Raw genomic sequence first — 21,926 nt, 5'->3', positions numbered from 1 at the left:
GCCATCGGGCAGTGATGATGCGCCGGATGCGACGCTGGCGCGTCTTATCCGGCCTATGAGGAGGGCAATTAACGTCCTGCTTTTAGCTTCTGATAATACTCTTCATAGATAGCGCTGGCGGAACCGACATCGTTCTGCCATTCCCCTTTGTTGATGGTTTCTGCGTCAGGGTACAGGGTTTTATCATTTGCGACTTCAGGGCTTAACAGCTTACGTGCTGCCAGGTTTGGCGTCGGATAACCAATTGTTTCCGCAACTTCTTTCGCCACGTCCGGGCGCAGCAGGAAGTTAATCAGCTTCAGTGCACCTTCTTTGTTTTTCGCGTTAGCCGGAATAGACAGGCTATCCATCCAGAAAATGCCACCTTCTTTAGGCCATACCACTTCCAGTGGTGTACCTGCCTGACGCGCAACATACGCGGAGCCGTTCCATACCATCCCCAGATTGACTTCACCTTCCATATACGGGTTGGCCGGGTTGTCAGAGTTAAACGCTGCGACGTTAGGCATCAGTTTCTTCAGCTCGTTATAGGCGGCTTCAATCTCTTTCGGGTCGGTGGTATTGCCGGAGTATCCCAGCTTGCGCAGCGCCATCTGGAACACTTCACGCGCATCATCCGTTAACAGCAGACTGCCTTTGTACTCCGGTTTCCATAGATCGGCCCAACTGGTGACGGTTTTCGGATCGATAGCATCGCTGTTTACGCCAATGGCCGTCGCACCCCAGATATACGGGATGGAGTAGTCATTGTTCGGGTCAAACGGCTTGTTGAGCATTTCCGGATCGAGGTTGTGGAAGTTGGTCAACGTCGACTTGTCGATCTTCTGGATCATGCCTTCTTTACGCATTTTATCGACGTAATAGGTGGACGGAACCACCAGATCATATGCGCCGTCTTTATAGGTTTTGAGCTTGGCGTACATGGTTTCGTTCGACTCGTAGGTCGAATAGATAACCTTAATGCCGGTCTCTTTGGTGAACTGTTCCAGCAGTCCTGGCGGGACATACTCGGTCCAGTTATAGAAATAGAGCGTGTTGTTGTCATTCGCGTGAGCGGCGCTCATGCCCAGTGCCAGAGCACCCGCCGCGAGCAGGTGGCGTGACCATTTTTTCATCATTTAACGTCCCCTGAATTAAGGGCCTCAGCGGCCCTTGGTTTTATCACGTGCAATAAGCTGGCTGGCAATCACCATAACCAGCGACAGAACCAACAAAATGGTCGCCAGCGCGTTCACCTCTGGTGATACGCCGACTTTGACCATTGAGTAGATTTTTAATGGCAAAATTTCATAACCCGGTCCGGTAACGAAGGACGAAACGACGACATCATCCATCGACAGCGTAAAGCTCAGCAACCAACCTGCAGCCACCGCAGGCATAGCCAGTGGCAGTATAATCTTGCGCAGAATAGTTACTTCGCTGGCACCCAAATCTTTAGCAGCCTCAAGCATGCGTACATCAAAACCTTTCAGGCGTGAGTAAACTGTCACCACCACAAAAGGCAGACAAAAAGTGATATGTGAGAACAACAGCGACCAGAAACCCAGTTGAATGCCGATCAGCATAAACAGCACCAGCAGAGATATTGCCATCACAATATCTGGCGACATCATCACCACGAACAACATACCACTGACGAACGGTTTACCGCGAAAACGGTAGCGGTACAGCGCAACCGCAGTGAGTGAGCCGATCAAGGTGGCAAACGTGGCGGATAGCACCGCCATCGTCAGCGAGTGCTGCGCCGCCTGCAACAGGCTGTCGTTATTCATCAGCAGGCCGTACCATTTGGTAGTAAAACCCTGCCAGTTGATGCCGAAGCGCGAGCTGTTAAAGGAGTTCACAATCAGAATGATGATTGGAATATACAGATACGCGTAGATAGCGGTCATAAAACCGCCGCGGAGCAGTCGACCGATCATTCGAGTTCCACCTTCTTGTTCAGCAAGCGCGAGGCACGCCAGTAGATCAGCAGCATCAGACCCATCACGATGGTCAGCGTAATGCTGGTGGCTGCACCAAACGGCCAGTCACGGATGTTCAGGAACTGAACTTTAATCACGTTGCCAATCAGCAGGTTTTTCGCGCCGCCCATTAAGTCGGAAACGTAAAACAGCCCCATTGCGGGCAGCATGACCAGCAGGCATCCGGCGATAATCCCCGGCATCGTTAACGGAATAATGATGCGGGTGAAGGTCTGAAGTTTACTGGCACCTAAATCGCGTGCGGCTTCCAGCAGCGGTTTATCGAGCTTTTCAATGCTGGAATAGAGCGGCATCACCATAAACGGTAGCAGGATGTATACCAGCCCGATAATCACCGCGCTGGGGGTAAACATGATGCGAATGGGTGTATCGATAACCCCGAGCCATAACAGAAACTCGTTGAGATAGCCTTTGGTACTGAGGAAAATTTTGAGTCCGTAGATGCGGATAAGTGAATTGGTCCAGAACGGAACAATCAGCAGGAACAGCAGCAGCGGGCGCACTTTTTCCGGCAGTTTCACCAAAAACCAGGCAAACGGGTAGCCGAGTACCAGACAGGCGAGCGTGGCAATCAGCGCCATATTGAGGGAGTGAACCAGCACCTCAAAATAGAGCGGATCGAGCAGGCGCGTATAGTTCTCCAGCGTAAAGACCATTTTGACGAAATTGGCGTCGTCGCGGGTCAAAAAGCTGGTACCGATGATCATCAGGTTGGGCAGAAAGACAAATAACACAAGCCAACCGACAATGGTGACGATCACCACACTCTGGAATTTACTTGTGTTCTTCATCAGCCAGTACGACCTCCCAGCTTTCTACCCAGTTAATCGCCATTTTCTGGTCGAGAGAGTGGTCAAAGTCAGGATCGTCTTCATTGAAGAATTCGCTGACCATCACCATCTTGCCATTTTCCAGTTCCACAACCGACTCCAGCGTCATGCCTTTGTAGTTGCGTTCGCGCACGTAGCCGATCAGGCCTTCGATATGATTATCATCGTTGATTTCATCTACGCGCAAATCTTCAGGACGTAACAGGACGTGCAGCTTTTGTCCGGGAACCACCGCGAAGTTGACATAAATATTGCACTCGCGGCCTTCAACGTTAGCACGAACACGCTGTTCATCCAGACGTTCAATCACTGTGGCGTTAAACATATTGATCTCGCCGATAAACCCGGCGACGAACAGATTCTTGGGCTCTTCGTAGATTTCGCGCGGCGTACCGTCCTGCTCAATCTTACCATCGCGCATCACCACGATGCGGTCGGACATAGTCAGCGCTTCTTCCTGATCGTGTGTGACAAAGACAAAAGTGATACCAAGCTTACGCTGCAGCGCTTTCAGTTCATTCTGCATCTGCTTACGCAGTTTGTAGTCCAGCGCAGAGAGGGATTCATCTAACAAGAGTAAGCGGGGTTTGTTGACCACAGCTCGGGCAATCGCTACGCGCTGCTGCTGGCCGCCGGAAAGTTGATGCGGTTTTCGCTGGGCGAACTCTTCCAGTTGCACCATGCGCAGGGCTTCGGTAACGCGGGGAGAAATGTCGGCTGCGGGCGTTTTTTGCATGCGTAAACCAAAGGCCACATTCTCAAATACGGTCATGTGGGGGAATAACGCATAGCTTTGGAAGACGGTATTCACGTAGCGGTTTTCCGCTGGAACGTGAGTAATGTCCTCGTTGTCCAACATAATATGACCGGAATCAACCGTTTCCAGACCGGCAATCAGGCGAAGAACGGTTGTTTTACCGCAGCCAGAGGGGCCAAGCAGCGTAAGAAACTCGCCATTATTGATGGTCAAATCCAGGCTGGAAATCACCTCTTTGCCATCGAAACTTTTGCGAATTCCCGCTAATTGCACCAGTGGAGAAAGCGAACGCGGTTGTTTATTCAATTTTTTACTCTGTCCCATGTAAACGCAACGGATGGCTGACCGATGCGGGGTTTGTGGTTAACCACCTTGATGACTCTTAATGAGGGCCGTTATTCTACGGCAAACCATTGTAATCGCCAATCCTTGTTGCGAATTACTGACTTAGCCCTATAGTCAGAGGGGATGTCAGGGCGAAATATTCTCACTTGCGGGGATAAAAGTGACCTGACGCAATATTTGTCTTTTGTTGCTTATTGATAATGTTGTCACAAAAAGTGAGGGTGACTGCATGGATAAACTACTTGAGCGTTTTTTACACTACGTGTCGCTGGACACCCAATCAAAATCGGGCGTGCGGCAGGTACCCAGCACCGAAGGACAGTGGAAATTATTACAACTGCTCAAACAACAGCTCGAAGATATGGGGCTGGTTAATATTTCACTGAGCGAAAAAGGCACGCTGATGGCAACGTTACCCGCTAACGTTGCTGGCAATATTCCTGCGATCGGCTTTATTTCCCATGTGGATACCTCACCGGATTTCAGTGGTAAAAATGTCAATCCGCAAATTGTTGAAAACTATCGCGGTGGCGATATTGCGTTAGGCATCGGTGATGAAGTTTTATCGCCAGTGATGTTCCCGGTGCTGCATCAACTTCTGGGTCAGACGCTGATCACCACAGATGGTAAAACGTTGCTGGGCGCGGATGATAAAGCAGGCGTGGCGGAAATCATGACCGCACTGGCTGTGCTTATCCAAAAAGATATTCCGCATGGCGATATCCGCGTGGCCTTTACACCGGACGAAGAGGTGGGTAAAGGGGCGAAGCATTTTGACGTTGCGGCATTCGATGCGCAGTGGGCCTATACCGTTGACGGTGGTGGCGTAGGTGAGTTGGAGTTTGAAAACTTCAACGCTGCGTCGGTTAATATTAAAATTGTTGGCAACAATGTGCATCCCGGCACCGCAAAAGGGGTGATGGTGAATGCGCTGTCGCTGGCGGCGCGTATTCATGCAGAGGTTCCGGCAGATGAAAGCCCGGAAAAGACGGAAGGTTACGAAGGCTTTTATCATCTGGCGAGCATGAAAGGGACGGTCGATCGGGCGGATATGCACTACATTATTCGTGATTTTGACCGTAAGCAGTTTGAAGCGCGTAAACGCAAGATCATGGATATCGCCAAGAAGGTCGGTAAAGGGTTACACCCCGACTGCTATATCGAACTGGTGATTGAAGACAGTTACTACAATATGCGCGAAAAAGTGATTGAGCATCCGCACGTACTGGATATCGCCCAGCAGGCGATGCGCGATTGCGATATTGAGCCGGTGCTGAAACCGATCCGTGGCGGCACTGACGGCGCGCAGCTGTCGTTTATGGGATTACCGTGTCCGAATCTGTTCACCGGTGGCTACAACTATCATGGTAAACATGAGTTTGTAACCCTGGAAGGAATGGAAAAAGCGGTACAGGTGATTGTGCGTATTGCTGAACTGGCCGCGCAACAAAAATAAAGTATGGGTAGTTGCCGGATGGCGCTTCGCTTATCCGGCCTACATTATTACACTCCAGTAGGCCTGATAAGACGCGTAGCGTCGCATCAGGCAAATTTCGCATTATCCTTCGAAGAACCAGTACCCGCTGTTGACCAGCGCGGCAAGCATGGCAAGGAAAGAAGGATCTTCCAGCGCATCCTCAAAGTTCTCAGCCGTCAGCACAATATGACTGGCCAGCGCTTCCAGGGCAGGACGATGCGGTGAATCAATTTTCTCACCGTTAGCGTAGACGTCGTCGCCAATACGCAATACACGCAATCCGCCCAGACGCACTAACACATCACCTTGCTTCAGGGCATCGTAAATTTCGTCTGGCTGATACGGTGGCTCCGGCGGGGCAATATCCAGTTCATGACGAGACTGAGAAATAAACTCGCCAAACCACTGCTGGAAATGTTCTGGTTGATTAATCAGCCCGAGCATCATTTCGCGCAGCTTATCCATCTCCTGCGGCAGAACGTCGGCCGGATGATCGCGCGGCGGCAGGTCCGGATCGCTGTAATAGGTGCTACCCAGTTCGCGTTGCAAAACGTAATCGGCGAACCCGCTGATCAGCTCGCGAGTGTTTGGCGCACGGAAACCGACCGAATAGTTCATCGCGTTTTCCAGCGCATAACCTTCGTGCGGGAATCCCGGTGGAATGTACAGGATATCGCCGGGTTCCAGCTCTTCATCGATGATAGCTTCAAACGGGTCGACCTGAAGGAGGTCCGGGTGAGGGCAGTGCTGTTTCAACTGCAGTTTTTCACCTACGCGCCAGCGACGACGACCGGTTCCCTGAATGATAAATACATCGTACTGATCCAGGTGCGGGCCAACGCCGCCGCCGGGGACAGAGAAAGAAATCATCAGATCGTCGATGCGCCAGTCCGGTAATTCACGGAACGGGCGCATCAGCGCGGCAGTTGGCTCGTGCCAGTGGTTGACCGCCTGCACCAGCAAAGACCAGTTGTTCTCGCCAAGATGGTCGTAGCTTTCGAAGGGACCGTGGCTAACCTGCCATTTTCCGTCCTGGTGGCTGACGAGTCGGCTGTCGACTTCGCTTTCCATTGCCAGTCCAGCCAGTTCGTCAGGAGAGAGAGGATCAATAAAATTGTTAAACCCGCGTTTTAAGACCACCGGGCGTTTCTGCCAGTGGCGTTCAAGAAAATCGGGCCAGTTAAGTGTGAGTTGGTATTCCATAATGAGCATCCCGCAGGCTGGTATCTGCAACCGATTATAACGGATACTTAACCTCAAGCGTGAAGTCAGTACATATTTATTACATGCGACGATTACTCGTCTTTCTGGCCCGGCTGCTGGCGGCCAAAAATAACTTCCATGCGCGCGCCACCCAGCAGGCTATCACCTGCAATAATCTGCCCGTCATACTGTTCGGTGATTTCTCGCGCCACCGCCAGACCGACGCCTTGTCCTGGACGTAGCGTATCTACGCGCTGTCCACGATCAAACACCACTTCCCGTTTGCTTTGCGGAATACCAGGACCATCATCTTCAACCAGAATATGCAGCTGATCCTCAGACAGTTGCGCTGAAATCTCGACAAACTCCAGACAATATTTACAGGCGTTATCCAGTACGTTGCCCAACACTTCGACAAAATCATTCTGTTCGCCCACAAAGCTGATTTCAGGTGAGATATCGAGATTAATGTTGACGCCTTTACGCTGATACACCTTATTCAGTGCCGAGGTCAGTTTATCCAGCAACGGCGCGATCGGGTGCAGTTCGCGGCTGAGTAGGGCACTGCTGCCACGCATGCTGGCGCGATGCAGGTAATAGCCTATCTGTTGGGAAATACGGCTGATTTGTTCCAGCATGATAGGCTCTGCGTCGCTGACGCTCATCTTTTCATTACGCATTGAGCGCAGAGTACTCTGCAATACCGCCAGTGGTGTTTTCAGACTATGGGTGAGGTCTGTTAACGTGGTGCGGTATTTGTCATAACGCTCACGTTCGCTTTTTAACAGCCGATTGAGATTACGAACCAGGCTGGTCAATTCGCGTGTGGTGGCGGGGTTTAGCATCTCACGATGATGTTCCTCAAGCTCACGGACTTCACGCGCCAGCGATTCAATCGGCCGCAGGCTCCACCACGCGGCCACCCATAACAGCGGAATGACCAGCAACAGATTGGCGACCAGCACATAAATAAACCAGCTCCAGACCATATACGAGCGCTTTAGCTCTATTGGAATGGTATCGACAACCACAATGGTCAGTTGCGGCATTCTGGCAGTAGCAGGGTAGACGTTTACCGCCACGGAGTGGGTCATTTCGGCGTCGTCGTCATCTTCTCTGACTTCTTTTAACTGCTGCTGAGCGGAGTGATCTTCGCCCAGTAAGGTACTGGTGGCGTCTACATTGGCTTCAATTTCATGAAAACCGTTCGTTTTTAGCCAGTCCGGTTGGATACTTTGCGTCAACCAGGGAACATTGCGCTGCGCCCACAACAACTCACCGCTTTCGTTATAGATCAGCGACATTGTTGGGCTTTGCATATCGAGATTTTCAGGCAACTCGACGTTTATCTTGCCGTTTTCCCACTTTGCCAGGGTATAGAATAGATTACTTTCACCCCGCAGCAGGCGGAACGTTGTCTTATCAAAGCTGACACTGTAACCCACAAGGGCAACCATGCCGTAGGCCAGCGACAGCACCAACACCACGCCTGCAGTTGCCAGTAAAAAGCGTAACCGCAGCGATAACGGGAAAAAATGACGCAATAGTTTATTCATTAGCGCAGTTCAAAAAGATATCCCTGGCCACGCACGGTAGTGATCACCTCATGCGGATATTGCGCCTGAATTTTTTTACGCAGACGCCCCATCAACACATCAATGGTGTGACTTTCGCGCAGCTCGGCATCCGGATAAAGCTGCAGCATGAGCGAATCTTTACTGACCACTTTGCCATTATTACGGATGAGTGTTTCCATAATGGTATATTCAAACGCCGTGAGCTTGATAACTTCATCATTGACGGATAACTCGCGTCGGGAGAGGTCCACCTGAAAAGGCGGAAGGGAGATAATTTGCGATGCCAGACCGCTGTTTCGACGCATCAGTGCCTGCATGCGCGCAGCCACTTCTTCGATGTGAAACGGTTTGGTGACATAATCGTCAGCGCCTGCACTGAGGACTTCCACTTTGTCCTGCCAGCCTTCGCGCGCGGTTAATACCAGAATTGGCAGCGAAACCTCATTACTGCGCCAGCGGCGGATTAGCGACAAACCATCTTCATCGGGGAGCCCTAAATCAACGATCGCGATATCCGGCAGATGCTCATTCAGATAATAGTCCGCTTCCTTCGCATCTTCTGCATCATCCACCTGATGCCCTAAATCCTGTAACTGAACCTTGAGGTGGTGGCGTAATAAAGCATTATCCTCGACAACCAGTACGCGCATCATCGTTTCTCCCTAAAATAATGGTATGAATAGTTTAACGCTGATTATGTGGCTGTGGGGATAAACATTTAATAAACCGGGGGAAGGGATAATGTAGCGGGCGATAAAAAGCCGGAATCGCTTACGCTTATCCGGCTTCTGTTCAGCATCTGGGGAGTTGCTGATTACTTCAGTTCATCAACCATGGCGATGGCGCGACCAATATAATTGGCAGGCGTCATTGCTTTCAGGCGAGTTTTCTCTTCTTCCGGCAGTGCCAGACCATCGATAAACTGCTTCATACCTTCGGCGTCAACGCGCTTGCCACGGGTCAGTTCTTTCAACTTCTCGTACGGCTTCTCAATACCGTAGCGACGCATCACGGTCTGAATCGGCTCTGCCAGAACTTCCCAGTTATGATCCAGTTCATCCAGCAGATGATCGCGGTTCACTTCCAGTTTGCTCACGCCCTTCAGCGTGGACTGATAGGCGATCAGCGCATAGCCAATACCTACGCCCAGGTTACGCAGAACGGTAGAATCAGTCAGGTCACGCTGCCAGCGGGAGACCGGCAGTTTGCTCGCCAGGTGCTGCAGAACCGCGTTAGACAGGCCCAGGTTACCCTCAGAGTTTTCGAAATCGATAGGGTTCACTTTGTGTGGCATGGTCGAAGAACCGATTTCGCCCGCGACAGTTTTCTGCTTGAAGTGACCCAACGCAATGTAACCCCAGACGTCGCGATCGAAATCGATCAGAATGGTATTAAAGCGGGCGATGCAATCAAACAGCTCAGCGATGTAATCGTGCGGCTCGATTTGTGTGGTGTATGGATTCCACTGGATCCCAAGCGAAGTGACGAACTCTTCGCTAAACTGATGCCAGTCAACTTCCGGGTAAGCGGCGATGTGGGCGTTATAGTTACCCACAGCACCGTTGATTTTTCCGAGGATTTCAACCTGGTTGAGTTGGCGGTACTGACGCTCCATGCGATACGCCACGTTTGCCATTTCTTTGCCCATCGTTGATGGGGTGGCCGGTTGCCCGTGAGTACGGGAGAGCAGGGGAATATCGCGATATTCAACAGAAAGTGCTGTGATGCCATCAATCAGTTGACGCCAGTACGGCAGGACTACTTCGTCGCGTGCGGTTTTCAGCATCAGCGCGTGAGACAGGTTGTTGATGTCTTCTGAGGTACACGCAAAGTGGATAAATTCGGAAACGGCGTACAGTTCCGGGATATCCGCTACTTTCTCTTTCAGGAAATACTCAACTGCCTTCACATCATGGTTGGTCGTACGTTCAATGGTTTTGATGCGCGCAGCATCTTCTTCATTGAAGTTAGCGACGATCGCATCAAGGAAACCGATTGCGTCGGCAGCAAAAGCAGGAACTTCCTTGATCGCTGCGTGCGCGGCCAGTTTTTGCAGCCAGCGTACTTCAACCTGTACGCGGAATTTCAGCAAACCGTATTCGCTGAAAATCCCGCGCAGCGCGCTGACTTTATCGCCGTAGCGTCCATCGACAGGGGAAACGGCGGTCAGTGAGGATAATTCCATAGATCACAACTCCGGGGTTAAATGAGCAAGAATTTGTTTTGCCTGAGTCGTCAGGCGATTACGAGAAAACATGAGTTGCAGACGGCCTCCACCAACCTGATGCCAGAGCACGGCAGCACGGATGCCAGCCAGCAGCGAAGCGCGTACTTTAGCCTGAACCTGCGGGCTCTGGAGGATGGCCGGGGAACCCGTGACCTGAATACGCGGGCCGAGTGGGCTGATGACGTCAACATAAATGCCAGCCATCGCACTCATCAACGTTTCTGACTGCAAATCAAAATGGTCCAGCTGGCGCTGCAAGCCGCTGATACGGTCTCCCAGCGTGTCCATAGCGCCCTTGGCCGCTGACAGCTTACGCTCCAGCACCATCAGGCTTAGCGTGTAACGAGTGAGTTCAGCGTTCAGTCCCTGGCGACTGCTGGCGTTCAGTACGCCGAGCATTGTTTCCAGCCCCAAACGCAGGTTGGCCTCGCTGCCGCCAAACACGCCCAGCGTAGAGCTGGGATTCATGTCGATGATACTGTTCAGTGAAACGTGTAATGCATCGGCATCACAATGCCCCTGGTGCGCCAGTTCCTGCACCAGGCGTGCCGACTGGCAAATGCCTGCCAGGGCGAGGGTGATGTCATAATAATTCTTTGCCACGTTCACTGCTTCCTTGTATCAAATGTGTAAGTAATTATACCGGCAGAGGCAATCGTTGTTCGATAATGCCGCCGCCGAGGCACACTTCGCCATTGTAAAAGACAGCCGACTGACCCGGCGTAACCGCCGCGACTGGCTCGTCGAAAATGACTTCAATACGCTCAGCATCCAGTGCCTTAACGGTGCACGGAATGTCGGTCTGACGATAGCGGGTTTTCACCGTACAGCGCATGGTACCGGTGAACGGTTCGCGATCGACCCAATGCAGCTGTTGCGCCACCAGGCCAACAGACATCAGACGTGGATGTTCATGACCCTGAGCGACAACCAGAATGTTGTTCTCAACGTCTTTATCCACCACATACCATGGATCTTCTGTCCCTTCTTTCGTTCCGCCAATACCCAGACCTTTACGCTGACCCAGAGTGTGGTACATCAGCCCCTGATGCTGGCCAATCTCTTCACCATCAACGGTGATGATTTTGCCTGGCTGAGCCGGCAGGTAGCGACCAAGAAACTCGCGGAACTTACGTTCGCCAATGAAGCAGATGCCGGTGGAGTCTTTTTTCTTGGCCGTAATCAGACCAAGGTCTTCGGCAATTTTACGCACCTGCGGTTTTTCCAGTTCACCGACCGGGAACAGGCTTTGCGCGATTTGCTCATGGCCGAGCGTATAGAGGAAATAACTTTGGTCTTTATTACCATCGAGCCCACGCAGCAGTCGGCTTTTGCCGTCGACATCTGCGCGACGCACGTAGTGACCGGTGGCGATGTAATCGGCACCTAAATCTTCGGCGGCAAACTCAAGGAAGGCTTTAAACTTAATTTCTTTATTGCACAGAATATCCGGGTTCGGCGTACGACCCGCTTTGTACTCTTCAAGGAACAGTTCAAAGACGTTGTCCCAGTATTCTGCGGCAAAGTTGACGGTATGCAGTTCAATGCCGAGTTTGTCACAAACAGCCTGTGCATCCGCAAGGTCGGCGGCTGCTGTGCAGTATTCCTCGCCATCGTCCTCTTCCCAGTTCTTCATGAACAGGCCTTCTACCTGATAGCCCTGTTGTTGTAACAGCCAGGCAGAAACGGAGGAATCGACACCGCCGGACATGCCGACGATCACTTTTTTTGGGCTTTCAGACATAGGAATACTCACAACATTGAACTTCAAGGCGGCATATTCTAGCACGCAGCCCTTTACTTGACACCCTCTGTAAATGGCCAGTTAAATTCACCGATCATGGACAGCGGGTAGCGCTGGCCGCTCTGATAACAGCGAATACTCTCTGCAACCAACGGCGAACGCAGGTTTGGCGCAGAGAAAATCTCTTCTGCGCTGATCCAACGACAGCAATCAATATCGCTGTCATGGGGTTCAGTAGCGCACATATTGGCAAGCTCGATAGCGAAAAGAAAACGCAAAAAGGGCGTTCTGTCCGGTGCAATCCATTGATGCATACGAACAAAATGCTGTGGCTGTGCTTTAATGCCCGTTTCTTCCCATAGTTCGCGTGCTGCGGCTTGCACCAGCGTTTCGTCGGCTTCCAGGTGTCCTGCGGGTTGATTCCACAAGGCCTTGCCATTGATCGTTTCTTCAACGACTAAGAATTTATCTTCTGCATGCACAATGCAGGCGACCGTGACGTGCGGTTTGAACATGTTTCCCCCTTATTCCTCAGCAAAACCTTCGGCAACATCTGGCCAGCTAATTTCACCGCTGGTCTTGTCGATACTGATATAAGCCACAGGAGGCGACGTTTGTGGGTCGGCCCCTCCGCGACACAATGCAGTTTGATGATCCTCGCGTACGATAATCTCAATGGCCTTTTTAGCATTCCAGCTTTCATAAAAAATACATTGATAGTCGTGACGTAGCCCAAGGGTGGCGACTCTCGTTGCCTTGTCTGTCGACAGCGGGTTGATGTCGTCGCGATAGCGGTCACCGCTGTTTAAAGCCTGTAACTGCGACTTTTTTAACCAGCCGCGTACGATATGGCGATCGGTGGTGTAGTAGACCGCTTCCATAAAATCATCGTTGGATTGTTCTTGTACAGAGACGAGGTCGCCGGGCACTAAAAATACGGATGGGCTGCGACACTGTTCGGTTGGCATCGCATAGAACCATGCGCGGGCGTCTCCCATTACCTGATAGTGGTTTGCGAAGGAGGAGGGCAAGTACCCACGCTGTGACATCTCTTTATTTGCCCATGACTGGCAAGACGCGCTTGCTGCAAGCGGGCTGGATAACAGTGTTAATCCATCAGCCGAGACCCACCCGGTGGCAAAGGTTCCTTTAGCGTCCCGATAACGTACGTAACGATAAGGCTCATCTTTGGAAAGCATGCCCGTGCTTTTGTAGCGCTGTGAACTCCTGAGCACCTCAACAGTGTCGCCATTGACCATGAACGCGGGGAGTTGACACTCTGTTGCTGGTGCAGAATAGAAATGCAGACGTGAGTCGGTTTTTACTTTGGCAGACTCATAAAGGTAGTTTGCCTCTCCTGCTGCAATTCCGGCAATCGCCTCACAGTCCAGTTTTGCTGAACAAAACGGTGACACGCTGAGCAGGATGAATGCTGCAAAAAGCTGTTTATCCATATTTTTCATTCTTCCCTGTTAACACTCACGTTAAACCGTACGGTTATGATTTCAGTTCCCGCCACTCGCCGTTAGCGAGATTTTCCAGCGTGTAATCACCCATGGCATAGCGGATGAGGCGCAGCGTAGGAAATCCAACATGCGCGGTCATACGACGTACCTGACGGTTGCGGCCTTCATATAAGGTGACTTTCAACCAACTGGTGGGAATGTTTTTTCGTTCCCGAATCGGCGGATTTCTCGGCCACAGCCATACGGGTTCCTCTACTACCTCAATGCCTGCGGGTAGCGTGGGGCCATCATTGAGCGTTACTCCGGTACGCAGGGCGTCCAGCGCTTCTGCCGTCGGCTCGCCTTCAACCTGGACGTAATAAATTTTCCCGGTACGCTTTCCGGGTTGCGTTAACCGCGCCTGCAGTGCGCCGTCATTGGTCAGCACCAAAAGCCCTTCGCTGTCCCGGTCGAGTCGGCCCGCCGCATAAATTCCCGGCAAGGGAATAAAATCTTTTAACGTGCTTCTGCCAGCCTCGTCAGTAAATTGTGGCAAAACATCGTAGGGTTTATTGAACAAAACCACGCGTTTTGGCTGGTTTTCTTTACGCTGCTTAGTGACTTGTCGTGAGCTGAATCGCTCAACCCGGTGATTTCTAAAAGAAGTTTTTTGCATGGTATTTTCAGATTATATCAATTGCCGCATTATAGCCTAAGAACGAGTGTCTTTCATGGCGACGAACATTAGGGTAGTATTGACATGCTCATTACAAAACATTAACAAAAAATTGCTCTAACGCATTCGTGCAGCAGGACGCAAACGCACATGCAGCGCGATGACAGACGAGCAGAACCAGAAGCGCTCGAAGGAGAGGTGAATGGAAAGCAAAGTAGTTGTTCCGGCGGAAGGTAAGAAGATCACCCTGCAAAACGGCAAACTCAACGTTCCTGAAAATCCGATTATCCCGTTCATTGAAGGCGACGGTATCGGCGTTGATGTAACCCCACCGATGATCAAAGTTGTCGATGCTGCTGTCGAGAAAGCCTATAAAGGCGAGCGTAAAATCTCCTGGATGGAAATCTACACCGGCGAGAAATCCACTCAGGTTTATGGCCAGGACGTCTGGCTGCCTGCTGAAACCTTAGATCTGATTCGTGAATATCGTGTTGCCATTAAAGGCCCTCTGACCACCCCTGTTGGCGGCGGTATTCGCTCTCTGAACGTAGCTCTGCGTCAGGAACTTGACCTGTATGTTTGCCTGCGTCCGGTGCGTTATTATCAGGGTACACCAAGCCCGGTTAAACATCCTGAACTGACCGATATGGTCATCTTCCGTGAAAACTCCGAAGATATCTACGCGGGTATCGAGTGGAAAGCTGACTCTGCCGATGCTGAGAAAGTGATTAAATTCCTGCGCGAAGAGATGGGTGTGAAGAAAATACGCTTCCCGGAACATTGCGGTATTGGTATCAAACCGTGTTCTGAAGAAGGGACTAAACGTCTGGTACGTGCAGCGATTGAATACGCCATCGCCAACGATCGTGATTCAGTTACCCTGGTACACAAAGGCAACATCATGAAGTTCACCGAAGGCGCGTTCAAAGACTGGGGTTACCAGTTAGCGCGTGAAGAATTTGGTGGCGAACTGATCGATGGCGGTCCATGGGTGAAAATCAAGAACCCGAAAACCGGTAAAGAGATCGTGGTTAAGGACGTCATTGCCGATGCGTTCCTGCAACAGATCCTGCTGCGCCCGGCTGAGTATGACGTGATTGCATGTATGAACCTGAACGGTGACTACATCTCCGATGCGCTGGCCGCACAGGTTGGTGGTATTGGTATCGCGCCGGGTGCAAACATCGGTGACGAATGCGCACTGTTCGAAGCAACCCACGGTACTGCACCGAAGTATGCAGGTCAGGATAAAGTGAACCCAGGTTCTATCATTCTGTCTGCAGAAATGATGCTGCGCCACATGGGTTGGGTAGAAGCGGCTGACTTAATTGTTAAAGGTATGGAAGGCGCAATTAACGCCAAGACTGTAACCTATGACTTCGAACGTCTGATGGACGGCGCTAAGCTGCTGAAATGTTCAGAGTTTGGTGACGCGATCATCGAAAATATGTAATCCACATTCTGGGTTGTATGAGAACGGGAGCCGATTGGTTCCCGTTTTTTTTGTGCCTGATAAATTCTTTCCCTGTCATTTTATCCGCCCAGTACCAGGGGGGATCAGGGCTTGTTGTGGTCTATTTATGTCTGGTTTAGCTAAAAAAAGGCAAAACGAGACTAAAGCCTCCGACATAAAGCGCTGACCAGGTCGCCGCAGAGATCAGACTGACTGCATACACTTTCACTGGATGAAGATGCAACATTCCAGCAACTAATGGCACAATGTAACGCAGCACGGCAATAAAGCGCGAAGTAAAAAGTATCGGTACAGAACTGTTTTGCAACCGGCGTCGAACCCGTACTACTGTATCGGCATGACGCGACATGATGCGTGCCAGCCAGGGTAGATGTCCCATCATCATTCCAAGGTGATAATTAACAATTGTCCCGCACCATGCGCCAATCATTACAGCAATTCCCGCTTCCCATGGCGCAATAGTCGCCTTGCCGACGGAAATTACAGCAACCAACATAACAGATGCTGGCGGTAATACAGCTGAAATGAGGAACGTAGATTTTGCGAATGCTATTCCAAAAAGCAGGCCCCACAGGCTGAAAGGATGAAGCGCGAAATGGCTCATCAACGCGTTTACCCACTCCATCAATGCTTCTCCATTTAAGGTTCCTTGGCTATTTAACCGCGATACGGCTTAATCAGGCCTCAACACAGATGAATTACTGACTGCTGCACTTAATCCCGGCTGTGACAGCTATCTGCGTATAGCAGCAGAATACAGTTGGGCGGGATAGGGTAAAGGAAGATGAATCGAACGCACTTAATCTGAAACCAGCCACATATCAGCCTCTTCAAACATTTCCTAGACAGTACGGCTTATCTGTTCCTTCTCGTGCTTGCTGGCGTCAGTGTTGATCGCCGGCAATGTCATCATCGGTTTAACCCGGACATCAGCGTCGGGGAAAATCCGGTGAACCCTCTTGGTCAATTCGCCCAGAATGATATCTTTTGCACCGGGCAGACCATCAAAATTCCTTTTGTCATAAACGAGTTCCACGAACATTGCTTATCGCTTCATTGCTGGATGGATATACAGTATTTGTGCTGTATTTTTTATCCGGTATTCAAGAGAGGGCATAAACATGGGCTTTCCTTCACCTGCGGCAGATTATGTTGAAACACGAATCTCCCTCGATCAGCGACTAATCAGCCAGCCCGCAGCGACTTATTTTATGTGGGCATCGCGTTCACATTTCAGGGAAGGAATACTTCAGGGGGCGCTGTTTGTTGTGGATGCGTCACTTACTGCCTGCGATGGCTCATTGCTGATATGTGCAATTGTAAGTAGCCCGCATAATCGTGCCGTTCGCATTTAGAGATCATCCGGCATAATCAATCTGCCAAAGCGGACATTGGTAAGCTCATGCAGTATGGATTCACGAAGAACATACGTTATATTTTGTCCTGATTGACACGGGATGAAAGCTCCTGATGACTCTCTTTTCGCTCGCTGTAACGATCTGCAAGATAACTGGTTTGTCCCTTAAGCAGCAGCGTGATTTTAAACAGCTCCTCGGCTACATCGACGATGCGGTCATACCATGAAGAAGGTTTCATTCGTCCGTTTTCGTCGAACTCTTGCCATGCCTTGGCTACAGAGGACTGGTTGGGGATCGTAAACATCCGCATCCAGCGACCAAGTATACGCATCTGGTTCACGGCATTGAAGGACTGTGAACCACCGCAGACCTGCATTACTGCAAGTGTTTTGCCCTGCGAAGGACGAATCGCTCCTTCACTTAAGGGGATCCAGTCAATCTGCGCCTTCATGACTGCGCTCATAGCACCGTGCCGTTCCGGAGAACTCCACACCATCCCATCACACCATCTGACCAGACCGCGCAGCTCGGTGACTTTGGGATGCGTGTCCGGCGCATCATCCGGCAGGGGTAAACCGGAGGGGTTAAACAGTTTCACCTCCGCGCCCATCGCCGTCAGCAGGCGACCGGCTTCCTCCGCGGCAAAGCGGCTGTAGGAGCGCTCTCTCACTGAACCATACAGGATCAGAATCCGTGGTGGCTCCTGCACGTTCAGGCGTTCAGCGATGTGTTGATCAAAGCATGCAGTATTCAGGGCAGGAAATTGTTCCATTTTTCTCCTCCAGAGAGAGCAGATGATTTCAAAGTTGATACATATGATTTACCATATGTGTATTCTAAAGGGAGCGGAGAGAAAAATGCTACAACCTGTTCAGCTTTTCAAAATCCTGTCAGATGAAACACGTCTCGCCATTGTCATGCTTCTGCGGGAGTCCGGAGAACTGTGCGTGTGCGATATCTGTGCAGCTACCGCCGAATCACAGCCCAAAATATCACGCCATATGGCCGTCCTGCGCGAGGCAAAGCTTGTTCTTGATCGTCGGGAAGGAAAATGGATCCACTATCGTCTGTCACCTCATATTCCGGCGTGGGCCGCTGAGACAATCACGACATCCTGGCTGTGCCTTCGGGAGGATGTGCGGGAATGGTTGGCAAAGTCGGCCTGTACCTCCTGCTGAGGCAGGAAAACATATTTACATAATCATATATAACGGAGTCTGAAATGTTTTTGGCAGGGAGTATATTTTTACTGACGCTGGTACTGGTTATCTGGCAACCCAGAGGCCTGAGTATTGGCTGGAGCGCGAGTATTGGAGCTGCGCTGGCGCTGGGAACCGGAGTCATCCATATCGCTGATATTCCCGTTGTCTGGAATATCGTCTGGAACGCGACAGCGGCATTTATTGCGGTCATTATCATCAGCCTGTTGCTTGATGAGTCCGGCTTCTTTGAATGGGCCGCACTGCACGTCTCCAGCTGGGGTAACGGACGTGGCCGCCTTTTGTTTACCTGGATAGTCTTGCTTGGTGCCGCTGTTGCTGCGTTGTTTGCCAATGACGGCGCTGCGCTGATCCTAACGCCGATTGTAATTGCGATGCTGCTCGCACTGGGATTCAGCCAGGGCACGACATTGGCGTTTGTCATGGCTGCAGGATTTATTGCAGATACGGCCAGCCTGCCGCTAATTGTTTCTAACCTGGTGAATATCGTCTCGGCGGACTTTTTCGGTCTGGGCTTTACGCAGTATGCCTCCGTTATGATCCCCGTAGATGTGGCAGCGATTGCGGCCACTCTGGTCATGCTGCATCTCTTCTTCCGCAGGGACATTCCGGCGACGTATGACGTTTCGCTGCTGAAGACGCCTGCCAGTGTGATAAAGGATCCGGCAACGTTCAGGGCGGGCTGGATTGTCCTGTTATTGCTGCTTGTCGGTTTCTTTGTTCTGGAGCCACTGGGGATCCCGGTCAGTGCGATAGCGGCTAGTGGCGCAGCAATACTGTTTATAGTGGCGAAAAGAGGTCATGCCATCAACACCGGAAAAGTCCTCCGCGGTGCGCCATGGCAGATCGTTATTTTTTCGTTGGGTATGTACCTGGTGGTCTATGGCCTGCGCAATGCAGGGCTTACGGAGTATCTGTCTGACGTGCTGAACCTACTGGCAGAAAAGGGGTTATGGGTAGCAACGTTCGCCACCGGCTTCCTGACCGCGTTCCTGTCGTCGGTGATGAACAATATGCCGACGGTGCTGATTGGCGCACTGGCGATTGACGGGAGCACGGCGACTGGCATCGTCAAAGAGGCAATGATTTATGCCAACGTGATTGGCTGCGATTTAGGTCCGAAAATCACCCCGATTGGCAGTCTGGCAACCCTGCTTTGGCTGCATGTGCTTGCCCAGAAAAATATAACGATTACCTGGGGATATTACTTCCGCACGGGTATTATCATGATTCTGCCCGTGCTGTTTGTCACTCTGGCCGCGCTGGCGTTGCGGCTCTCCATCACTTTGTAATGAGATACAGATATGAGCAACATTACCATCTATCATAACCCTGCCTGCGGCACTTCTCGCAACACGCTGGAGATGATCCGTAACAGCGGCAACGAACCAACGATAATTTATTATCTCGATACGCCACCGACCCGTGATGAGCTGATTCAACTTATTTCAGATATGGGAATTACGGTGCGTGCATTACTGCGTAAGAATGTTGAGCCTTATGAACACCTGGGTCTTGATGAAGAGAAATTTAGTGATGAGCAGTTGATTGATTTCATGCTTCAACATCCGATCCTGATTAATCGGCCGGTAGTCGTTACGCCGCTTGGCACTCGTCTTTGCCGCCCTTCAGAAATAGTGTTGGATATCCTACCGGAAGGTCAGAAAGGAGCGTTTACCAAAGAGGATGGCGAGAAGGTCATTGACGAAACGGGTAAGCAGATTAAGTAATCTGCCACTTCAAAATACCGGATGTCTGTTCACGCTATGCGGGCGTCCGGTTTTCGCTCAAATCGGACCTCTGCGGCAGCAACAGCTTTACCATCGAGGCTTGCCATTAGCGGTAGTGTGTTGAATGAGCTGGCGTGAAAAACTTGGATTCTTGGCGAAAACTCTTCCCCAAAACTAAAATCAAAGTTTAGATAATCAATGAGTTTAAAATGGTAGCTACTGGCTGATTTGAAAGTAGAGAGGATGATAATTTCAACTTTATCAAATGATTGCTATGATTTTAGCAATGTAATGCTGCGCCACATGGGTTGGACCGAAGCGGCTGACTTAATTGTTAAAGGTATGGAAGGCGCGATCATCGAAAACATGTAATCCAGATTCTGGGTTGTATAAGAATTGGAACCGATTGGTTCCCGTTTTTTTACCTGCAAAGTGCTTTCCTGGAACTTAGACTATTAAACTCATTTTAATAGCACTAAAGATTTAATTTTTATCTTTGTCATTACAATTCTATTTATTGATAAAAGATATCCATATCTTTCAATATTTATTTAAACCGATTCGGGCATGAGAACTAAATATAATTGAGTGGAGTTTGTATGTTATTAATTATTATATGTTAAACAGTCGTTTTAAAAACAAGAAAATATTGGGAGTATATTAAAGATGGTGCGTTTTAATGTTGTTTTACTCTAATGTTAAATCCATTTTTATCAACATGTTATGATAATTTATTATCCTGAATATTAATAATGTCCAAAAAAGAACATTTTTCTCGATTGATTTTTTATTACCTTTCTGTTTTTATCTTGGCGACATGTTTGAGAAATAAAATTCAAAGCATGACTCCTTGTTATGTATGTAACTTACTATATGAATAAATTAATGATAATACTGGTTGCGTTTTCTACTGTTTCTTTGATGTCTGGTTGCGTATCAGAAGAACAACGCTTAGCAAAGTGCGAAGCGAAGGGAATTAGCCGTGATGTTTGTTATCACGAAGAAAAAGAATATTGGAATAATTACAGTGCTAACATGAGTCGACTGCAGGCTGCTAATACACAAGCAGATGCTTTTAAAGAGTCTATGAGTGATCGCAAGAAGCATAAGCATTATGATGACGATTAATATTTTAGACCACGTACATACTGTCTTGAGTGCTTATTTTCTTAACATTATAATCATTTATTAATTATTCAAATGCTTATGCTCAGGAATCACTCTCAAAAGCGTATTTTTTTCTGTATATAGTGATGAAATAATGCAGCGCCAGTATGGACTGCAATCAGAAGTAACAGATATTAGCGAGTTGACTCCCCCCAAGGCCAGAGGTATTTATGATAACAATGGCCTTACTTTGGTTTGAGAAAAACGCTTCGCCTGCTGAATGCAATCATTCTTTTGATGAAAGTTTGTATGGGAATACGTGCAGGGCATTGGCTGCAATGGGGTAAACACCAAGGCCTTCTGTTCGAGCTTTAATTTCCTCGAATGAGAGTGAAGGGGAAGGTTCTCGTCCTCCCCACAGATTAATACCTTCAGGAACATCGTCCCGACTGTACTCCTCGGCGATCTCAATAGTTCCGCCGCTATTCAATTCGATCACGACGCTTTTTCCGTCAACAGGAATGAGATTCCCTTCATTGTCAGTGATAAAGATTTTCATTTGCTTACCTCTTATTAGTACATTCATATGATAGCAAAATCGGAAGGAGGGATGTCATTATTGTTATGATCTTTTCAGGGTTAATTTTATATAAAAATCAATTTCTTATGTTGTGGCTTTGGAAGTGTGACTGGGCGCATGGCGACTTTTGATTCTATCTACCATGCTCTGTAGAGATAAACTAGAACACGTCAATGCTCATCGCAACGACT

General features: G+C 49.8%; 23 protein-coding genes and 1 pseudogene. 7 read left to right on the top strand and 17 right to left on the bottom strand.

The window, feature by feature from the left end:
• Positions 1 to 68 precede the first annotated feature (68 nt).
• From potD to potA, 4 genes are read right to left on the bottom strand one after another with little or no spacing between them, the layout of a single operon-like run.
• On the bottom strand, positions 69 to 1,115 hold the full coding sequence (gene potD, locus GFB57_RS18250; RefSeq protein WP_003030797.1) for a spermidine/putrescine ABC transporter substrate-binding protein PotD: 1,047 nt from the start codon (positions 1,113 to 1,115) through the stop codon (positions 69 to 71).
• Positions 1,116 to 1,142: 27 nt separating this feature from the next.
• Positions 1,143 to 1,922 (bottom strand): spermidine/putrescine ABC transporter permease PotC, encoded by a 780-nt coding sequence (potC, locus tag GFB57_RS18245; protein WP_003030794.1) that lies wholly within the window; start codon positions 1,920 to 1,922, stop codon positions 1,143 to 1,145.
• Complete coding sequence (gene potB / locus GFB57_RS18240) at positions 1,919 to 2,776, bottom strand: spermidine/putrescine ABC transporter permease PotB (RefSeq protein ID WP_003030793.1); 858 nt, start codon at positions 2,774 to 2,776, stop codon at positions 1,919 to 1,921. The genes potC and potB overlap by 4 nt, the downstream gene beginning before the upstream one ends.
• Positions 2,760 to 3,896: a spermidine/putrescine ABC transporter ATP-binding protein PotA gene (gene potA / locus GFB57_RS18235; RefSeq protein WP_003030791.1), complete on the bottom strand. Its 1,137-nt coding sequence runs from the start codon at positions 3,894 to 3,896 to the stop codon at positions 2,760 to 2,762. Before potA ends, potB begins: the two co-directional genes overlap by 17 nt.
• Before the next feature lie 250 nt (positions 3,897 to 4,146).
• Between potA and pepT the strand changes: the two genes are divergently transcribed.
• Positions 4,147 to 5,373 (top strand): peptidase T, encoded by a 1,227-nt coding sequence (gene pepT / locus GFB57_RS18230; RefSeq protein ID WP_003030788.1) that lies wholly within the window; start codon positions 4,147 to 4,149, stop codon positions 5,371 to 5,373.
• A 102-nt stretch (positions 5,374 to 5,475) separates the two neighbouring features.
• Here the strand turns inward: pepT and roxA are convergent, their stop codons facing one another.
• From roxA to rluE, 9 genes are all read right to left on the bottom strand, one after another.
• A complete protein-coding gene (gene roxA, locus GFB57_RS18225) occupies positions 5,476 to 6,597 on the bottom strand; it encodes a [50S ribosomal protein L16]-arginine 3-hydroxylase (protein WP_003030786.1) in 1,122 nt (373 codons plus the stop codon).
• A gap of 92 nt (positions 6,598 to 6,689) precedes the next feature.
• Positions 6,690 to 8,153, bottom strand: coding sequence for a two-component system sensor histidine kinase PhoQ (phoQ, locus tag GFB57_RS18220; protein WP_003030784.1), 1,464 nt, complete (start codon positions 8,151 to 8,153; stop codon positions 6,690 to 6,692).
• Positions 8,153 to 8,824, bottom strand: coding sequence for a two-component system response regulator PhoP (gene phoP / locus GFB57_RS18215; RefSeq protein ID WP_003030783.1), 672 nt, complete (start codon positions 8,822 to 8,824; stop codon positions 8,153 to 8,155). Before phoP ends, phoQ begins: the two co-directional genes overlap by 1 nt.
• 164 nt (positions 8,825 to 8,988) lie before the next feature.
• Positions 8,989 to 10,359, bottom strand: a complete 1,371-nt coding sequence (gene purB / locus GFB57_RS18210; protein WP_003030781.1) for an adenylosuccinate lyase — start codon at positions 10,357 to 10,359, stop codon at positions 8,989 to 8,991.
• A 3-nt stretch (positions 10,360 to 10,362) separates the two neighbouring features.
• Positions 10,363 to 11,004, bottom strand: coding sequence for a high frequency lysogenization protein HflD (gene hflD, locus GFB57_RS18205; RefSeq protein ID WP_003030779.1), 642 nt, complete (start codon positions 11,002 to 11,004; stop codon positions 10,363 to 10,365).
• A gap of 34 nt (positions 11,005 to 11,038) precedes the next feature.
• The gene (gene mnmA / locus GFB57_RS18200; RefSeq protein ID WP_003832402.1) at positions 11,039 to 12,145 is read right to left on the bottom strand and encodes a tRNA 2-thiouridine(34) synthase MnmA; all 1,107 of its coding nucleotides are present in this window, start codon (positions 12,143 to 12,145) and stop codon (positions 11,039 to 11,041) included.
• Between the two features lie 53 nt (positions 12,146 to 12,198).
• Complete coding sequence (locus GFB57_RS18195; RefSeq protein WP_003030774.1) at positions 12,199 to 12,660, bottom strand: NUDIX hydrolase; 462 nt, start codon at positions 12,658 to 12,660, stop codon at positions 12,199 to 12,201.
• Between the two features lie 9 nt (positions 12,661 to 12,669).
• Positions 12,670 to 13,608 carry a hypothetical protein gene (locus tag GFB57_RS18190; protein WP_003030772.1) on the bottom strand — a complete coding sequence of 313 codons (939 nt, stop codon included), beginning with the start codon at positions 13,606 to 13,608 and terminating at the stop codon, positions 12,670 to 12,672.
• Positions 13,609 to 13,642: 34 nt separating this feature from the next.
• Positions 13,643 to 14,266: a 23S rRNA pseudouridine(2457) synthase RluE gene (gene rluE / locus GFB57_RS18185; protein WP_003030770.1), complete on the bottom strand. Its 624-nt coding sequence runs from the start codon at positions 14,264 to 14,266 to the stop codon at positions 13,643 to 13,645.
• Positions 14,267 to 14,468: 202 nt separating this feature from the next.
• Between rluE and icd the strand changes: the two genes are divergently transcribed.
• Positions 14,469 to 15,719 (top strand): NADP-dependent isocitrate dehydrogenase, encoded by a 1,251-nt coding sequence (icd, locus tag GFB57_RS18180; protein ID WP_003030769.1) that lies wholly within the window; start codon positions 14,469 to 14,471, stop codon positions 15,717 to 15,719.
• Positions 15,720 to 15,855: 136 nt separating this feature from the next.
• Here the strand turns inward: icd and GFB57_RS18175 are convergent, their stop codons facing one another.
• Entirely contained in the window at positions 15,856 to 16,365 is a 510-nt protein-coding gene (locus tag GFB57_RS18175; protein WP_003030767.1) for a VTT domain-containing protein, read from the bottom strand.
• Between the two features lie 216 nt (positions 16,366 to 16,581).
• Positions 16,582 to 16,782, bottom strand: a complete 201-nt coding sequence (locus tag GFB57_RS18170) for a DinI-like family protein (protein WP_003030766.1) — start codon at positions 16,780 to 16,782, stop codon at positions 16,582 to 16,584.
• Between the two features lie 79 nt (positions 16,783 to 16,861).
• Here GFB57_RS18170 and GFB57_RS18165 point away from each other — a divergent pair.
• Positions 16,862 to 17,059, top strand: a pseudogene (locus GFB57_RS18165) (DNA polymerase V); the annotation flags it as partial.
• 112 nt (positions 17,060 to 17,171) lie between these two features.
• Here GFB57_RS18165 and arsH read toward each other — a convergent pair.
• Positions 17,172 to 17,870: an arsenical resistance protein ArsH gene (gene arsH, locus GFB57_RS18160; RefSeq protein ID WP_008320415.1), complete on the bottom strand. Its 699-nt coding sequence runs from the start codon at positions 17,868 to 17,870 to the stop codon at positions 17,172 to 17,174.
• Between the two features lie 85 nt (positions 17,871 to 17,955).
• Here arsH and GFB57_RS18155 point away from each other — a divergent pair, with 85 nt between their 5' ends.
• The 4 genes from GFB57_RS18155 to GFB57_RS18140 all read left to right on the top strand — a co-directional run bounded on the left by GFB57_RS18155 (position 17,956) and on the right by GFB57_RS18140 (position 21,176).
• On the top strand, positions 17,956 to 18,276 hold the full coding sequence (locus tag GFB57_RS18155; protein WP_003030762.1) for a transcriptional regulator: 321 nt from the start codon (positions 17,956 to 17,958) through the stop codon (positions 18,274 to 18,276).
• Positions 18,277 to 18,320: 44 nt separating this feature from the next.
• Entirely contained in the window at positions 18,321 to 19,610 is a 1,290-nt protein-coding gene (locus tag GFB57_RS18150) for an arsenic transporter (protein ID WP_290366870.1), read from the top strand.
• Positions 19,611 to 19,622: 12 nt separating this feature from the next.
• Positions 19,623 to 20,048 carry a glutaredoxin-dependent arsenate reductase gene (gene arsC / locus GFB57_RS18145; RefSeq protein ID WP_003030760.1) on the top strand — a complete coding sequence of 142 codons (426 nt, stop codon included), beginning with the start codon at positions 19,623 to 19,625 and terminating at the stop codon, positions 20,046 to 20,048.
• An 873-nt stretch (positions 20,049 to 20,921) separates the two neighbouring features.
• Positions 20,922 to 21,176: a hypothetical protein gene (locus GFB57_RS18140; RefSeq protein WP_003846687.1), complete on the top strand. Its 255-nt coding sequence runs from the start codon at positions 20,922 to 20,924 to the stop codon at positions 21,174 to 21,176.
• Between the two features lie 265 nt (positions 21,177 to 21,441).
• Here the strand turns inward: GFB57_RS18140 and GFB57_RS18135 are convergent, their stop codons facing one another.
• A complete protein-coding gene (locus GFB57_RS18135; protein WP_003030757.1) occupies positions 21,442 to 21,714 on the bottom strand; it encodes a hypothetical protein in 273 nt (90 codons plus the stop codon).
• Between the last annotated feature and the right edge of the window lie 212 nt (positions 21,715 to 21,926).

This window comes from Citrobacter sp. S39 (assembly GCF_009495675.1).
Classification (GTDB): Bacteria; Pseudomonadota; Gammaproteobacteria; order Enterobacterales; family Enterobacteriaceae; genus Citrobacter; species Citrobacter freundii.
This window is presented reverse-complemented; position numbering and strand designations above follow the sequence as displayed.

Coding starts and splice junctions, on each gene's coding strand:
- GFB57_RS18195 (WP_003030774.1), bottom strand. CDS start 12,660: ATGTTCAAACCGCACGTCACGGTCGCCTGCATTGTGCATGCAGAAGAT.
- pepT (WP_003030788.1), top strand. CDS start 4,147: ATGGATAAACTACTTGAGCGTTTTTTACACTACGTGTCGCTGGACACC.
- GFB57_RS18170 (WP_003030766.1), bottom strand. CDS start 16,782: ATGTTCGTGGAACTCGTTTATGACAAAAGGAATTTTGATGGTCTGCCC.
- arsH (WP_008320415.1), bottom strand. CDS start 17,870: ATGGAACAATTTCCTGCCCTGAATACTGCATGCTTTGATCAACACATC.
- rluE (WP_003030770.1), bottom strand. CDS start 14,266: ATGCAAAAAACTTCTTTTAGAAATCACCGGGTTGAGCGATTCAGCTCA.
- phoQ (WP_003030784.1), bottom strand. CDS start 8,153: ATGAATAAACTATTGCGTCATTTTTTCCCGTTATCGCTGCGGTTACGC.
- roxA (WP_003030786.1), bottom strand. CDS start 6,597: ATGGAATACCAACTCACACTTAACTGGCCCGATTTTCTTGAACGCCAC.
- GFB57_RS18140 (WP_003846687.1), top strand. CDS start 20,922: ATGAATAAATTAATGATAATACTGGTTGCGTTTTCTACTGTTTCTTTG.
- icd (WP_003030769.1), top strand. CDS start 14,469: ATGGAAAGCAAAGTAGTTGTTCCGGCGGAAGGTAAGAAGATCACCCTG.
- GFB57_RS18190 (WP_003030772.1), bottom strand. CDS start 13,608: ATGAAAAATATGGATAAACAGCTTTTTGCAGCATTCATCCTGCTCAGC.
- potA (WP_003030791.1), bottom strand. CDS start 3,896: ATGGGACAGAGTAAAAAATTGAATAAACAACCGCGTTCGCTTTCTCCA.
- potD (WP_003030797.1), bottom strand. CDS start 1,115: ATGAAAAAATGGTCACGCCACCTGCTCGCGGCGGGTGCTCTGGCACTG.
- GFB57_RS18175 (WP_003030767.1), bottom strand. CDS start 16,365: ATGGAGTGGGTAAACGCGTTGATGAGCCATTTCGCGCTTCATCCTTTC.
- arsC (WP_003030760.1), top strand. CDS start 19,623: ATGAGCAACATTACCATCTATCATAACCCTGCCTGCGGCACTTCTCGC.
- GFB57_RS18135 (WP_003030757.1), bottom strand. CDS start 21,714: ATGAAAATCTTTATCACTGACAATGAAGGGAATCTCATTCCTGTTGAC.
- potC (WP_003030794.1), bottom strand. CDS start 1,922: ATGATCGGTCGACTGCTCCGCGGCGGTTTTATGACCGCTATCTACGCG.
- phoP (WP_003030783.1), bottom strand. CDS start 8,824: ATGCGCGTACTGGTTGTCGAGGATAATGCTTTATTACGCCACCACCTC.
- GFB57_RS18155 (WP_003030762.1), top strand. CDS start 17,956: ATGCTACAACCTGTTCAGCTTTTCAAAATCCTGTCAGATGAAACACGT.
- purB (WP_003030781.1), bottom strand. CDS start 10,359: ATGGAATTATCCTCACTGACCGCCGTTTCCCCTGTCGATGGACGCTAC.
- mnmA (WP_003832402.1), bottom strand. CDS start 12,145: ATGTCTGAAAGCCCAAAAAAAGTGATCGTCGGCATGTCCGGCGGTGTC.
- GFB57_RS18150 (WP_290366870.1), top strand. CDS start 18,321: ATGTTTTTGGCAGGGAGTATATTTTTACTGACGCTGGTACTGGTTATC.
- potB (WP_003030793.1), bottom strand. CDS start 2,776: ATGAAGAACACAAGTAAATTCCAGAGTGTGGTGATCGTCACCATTGTC.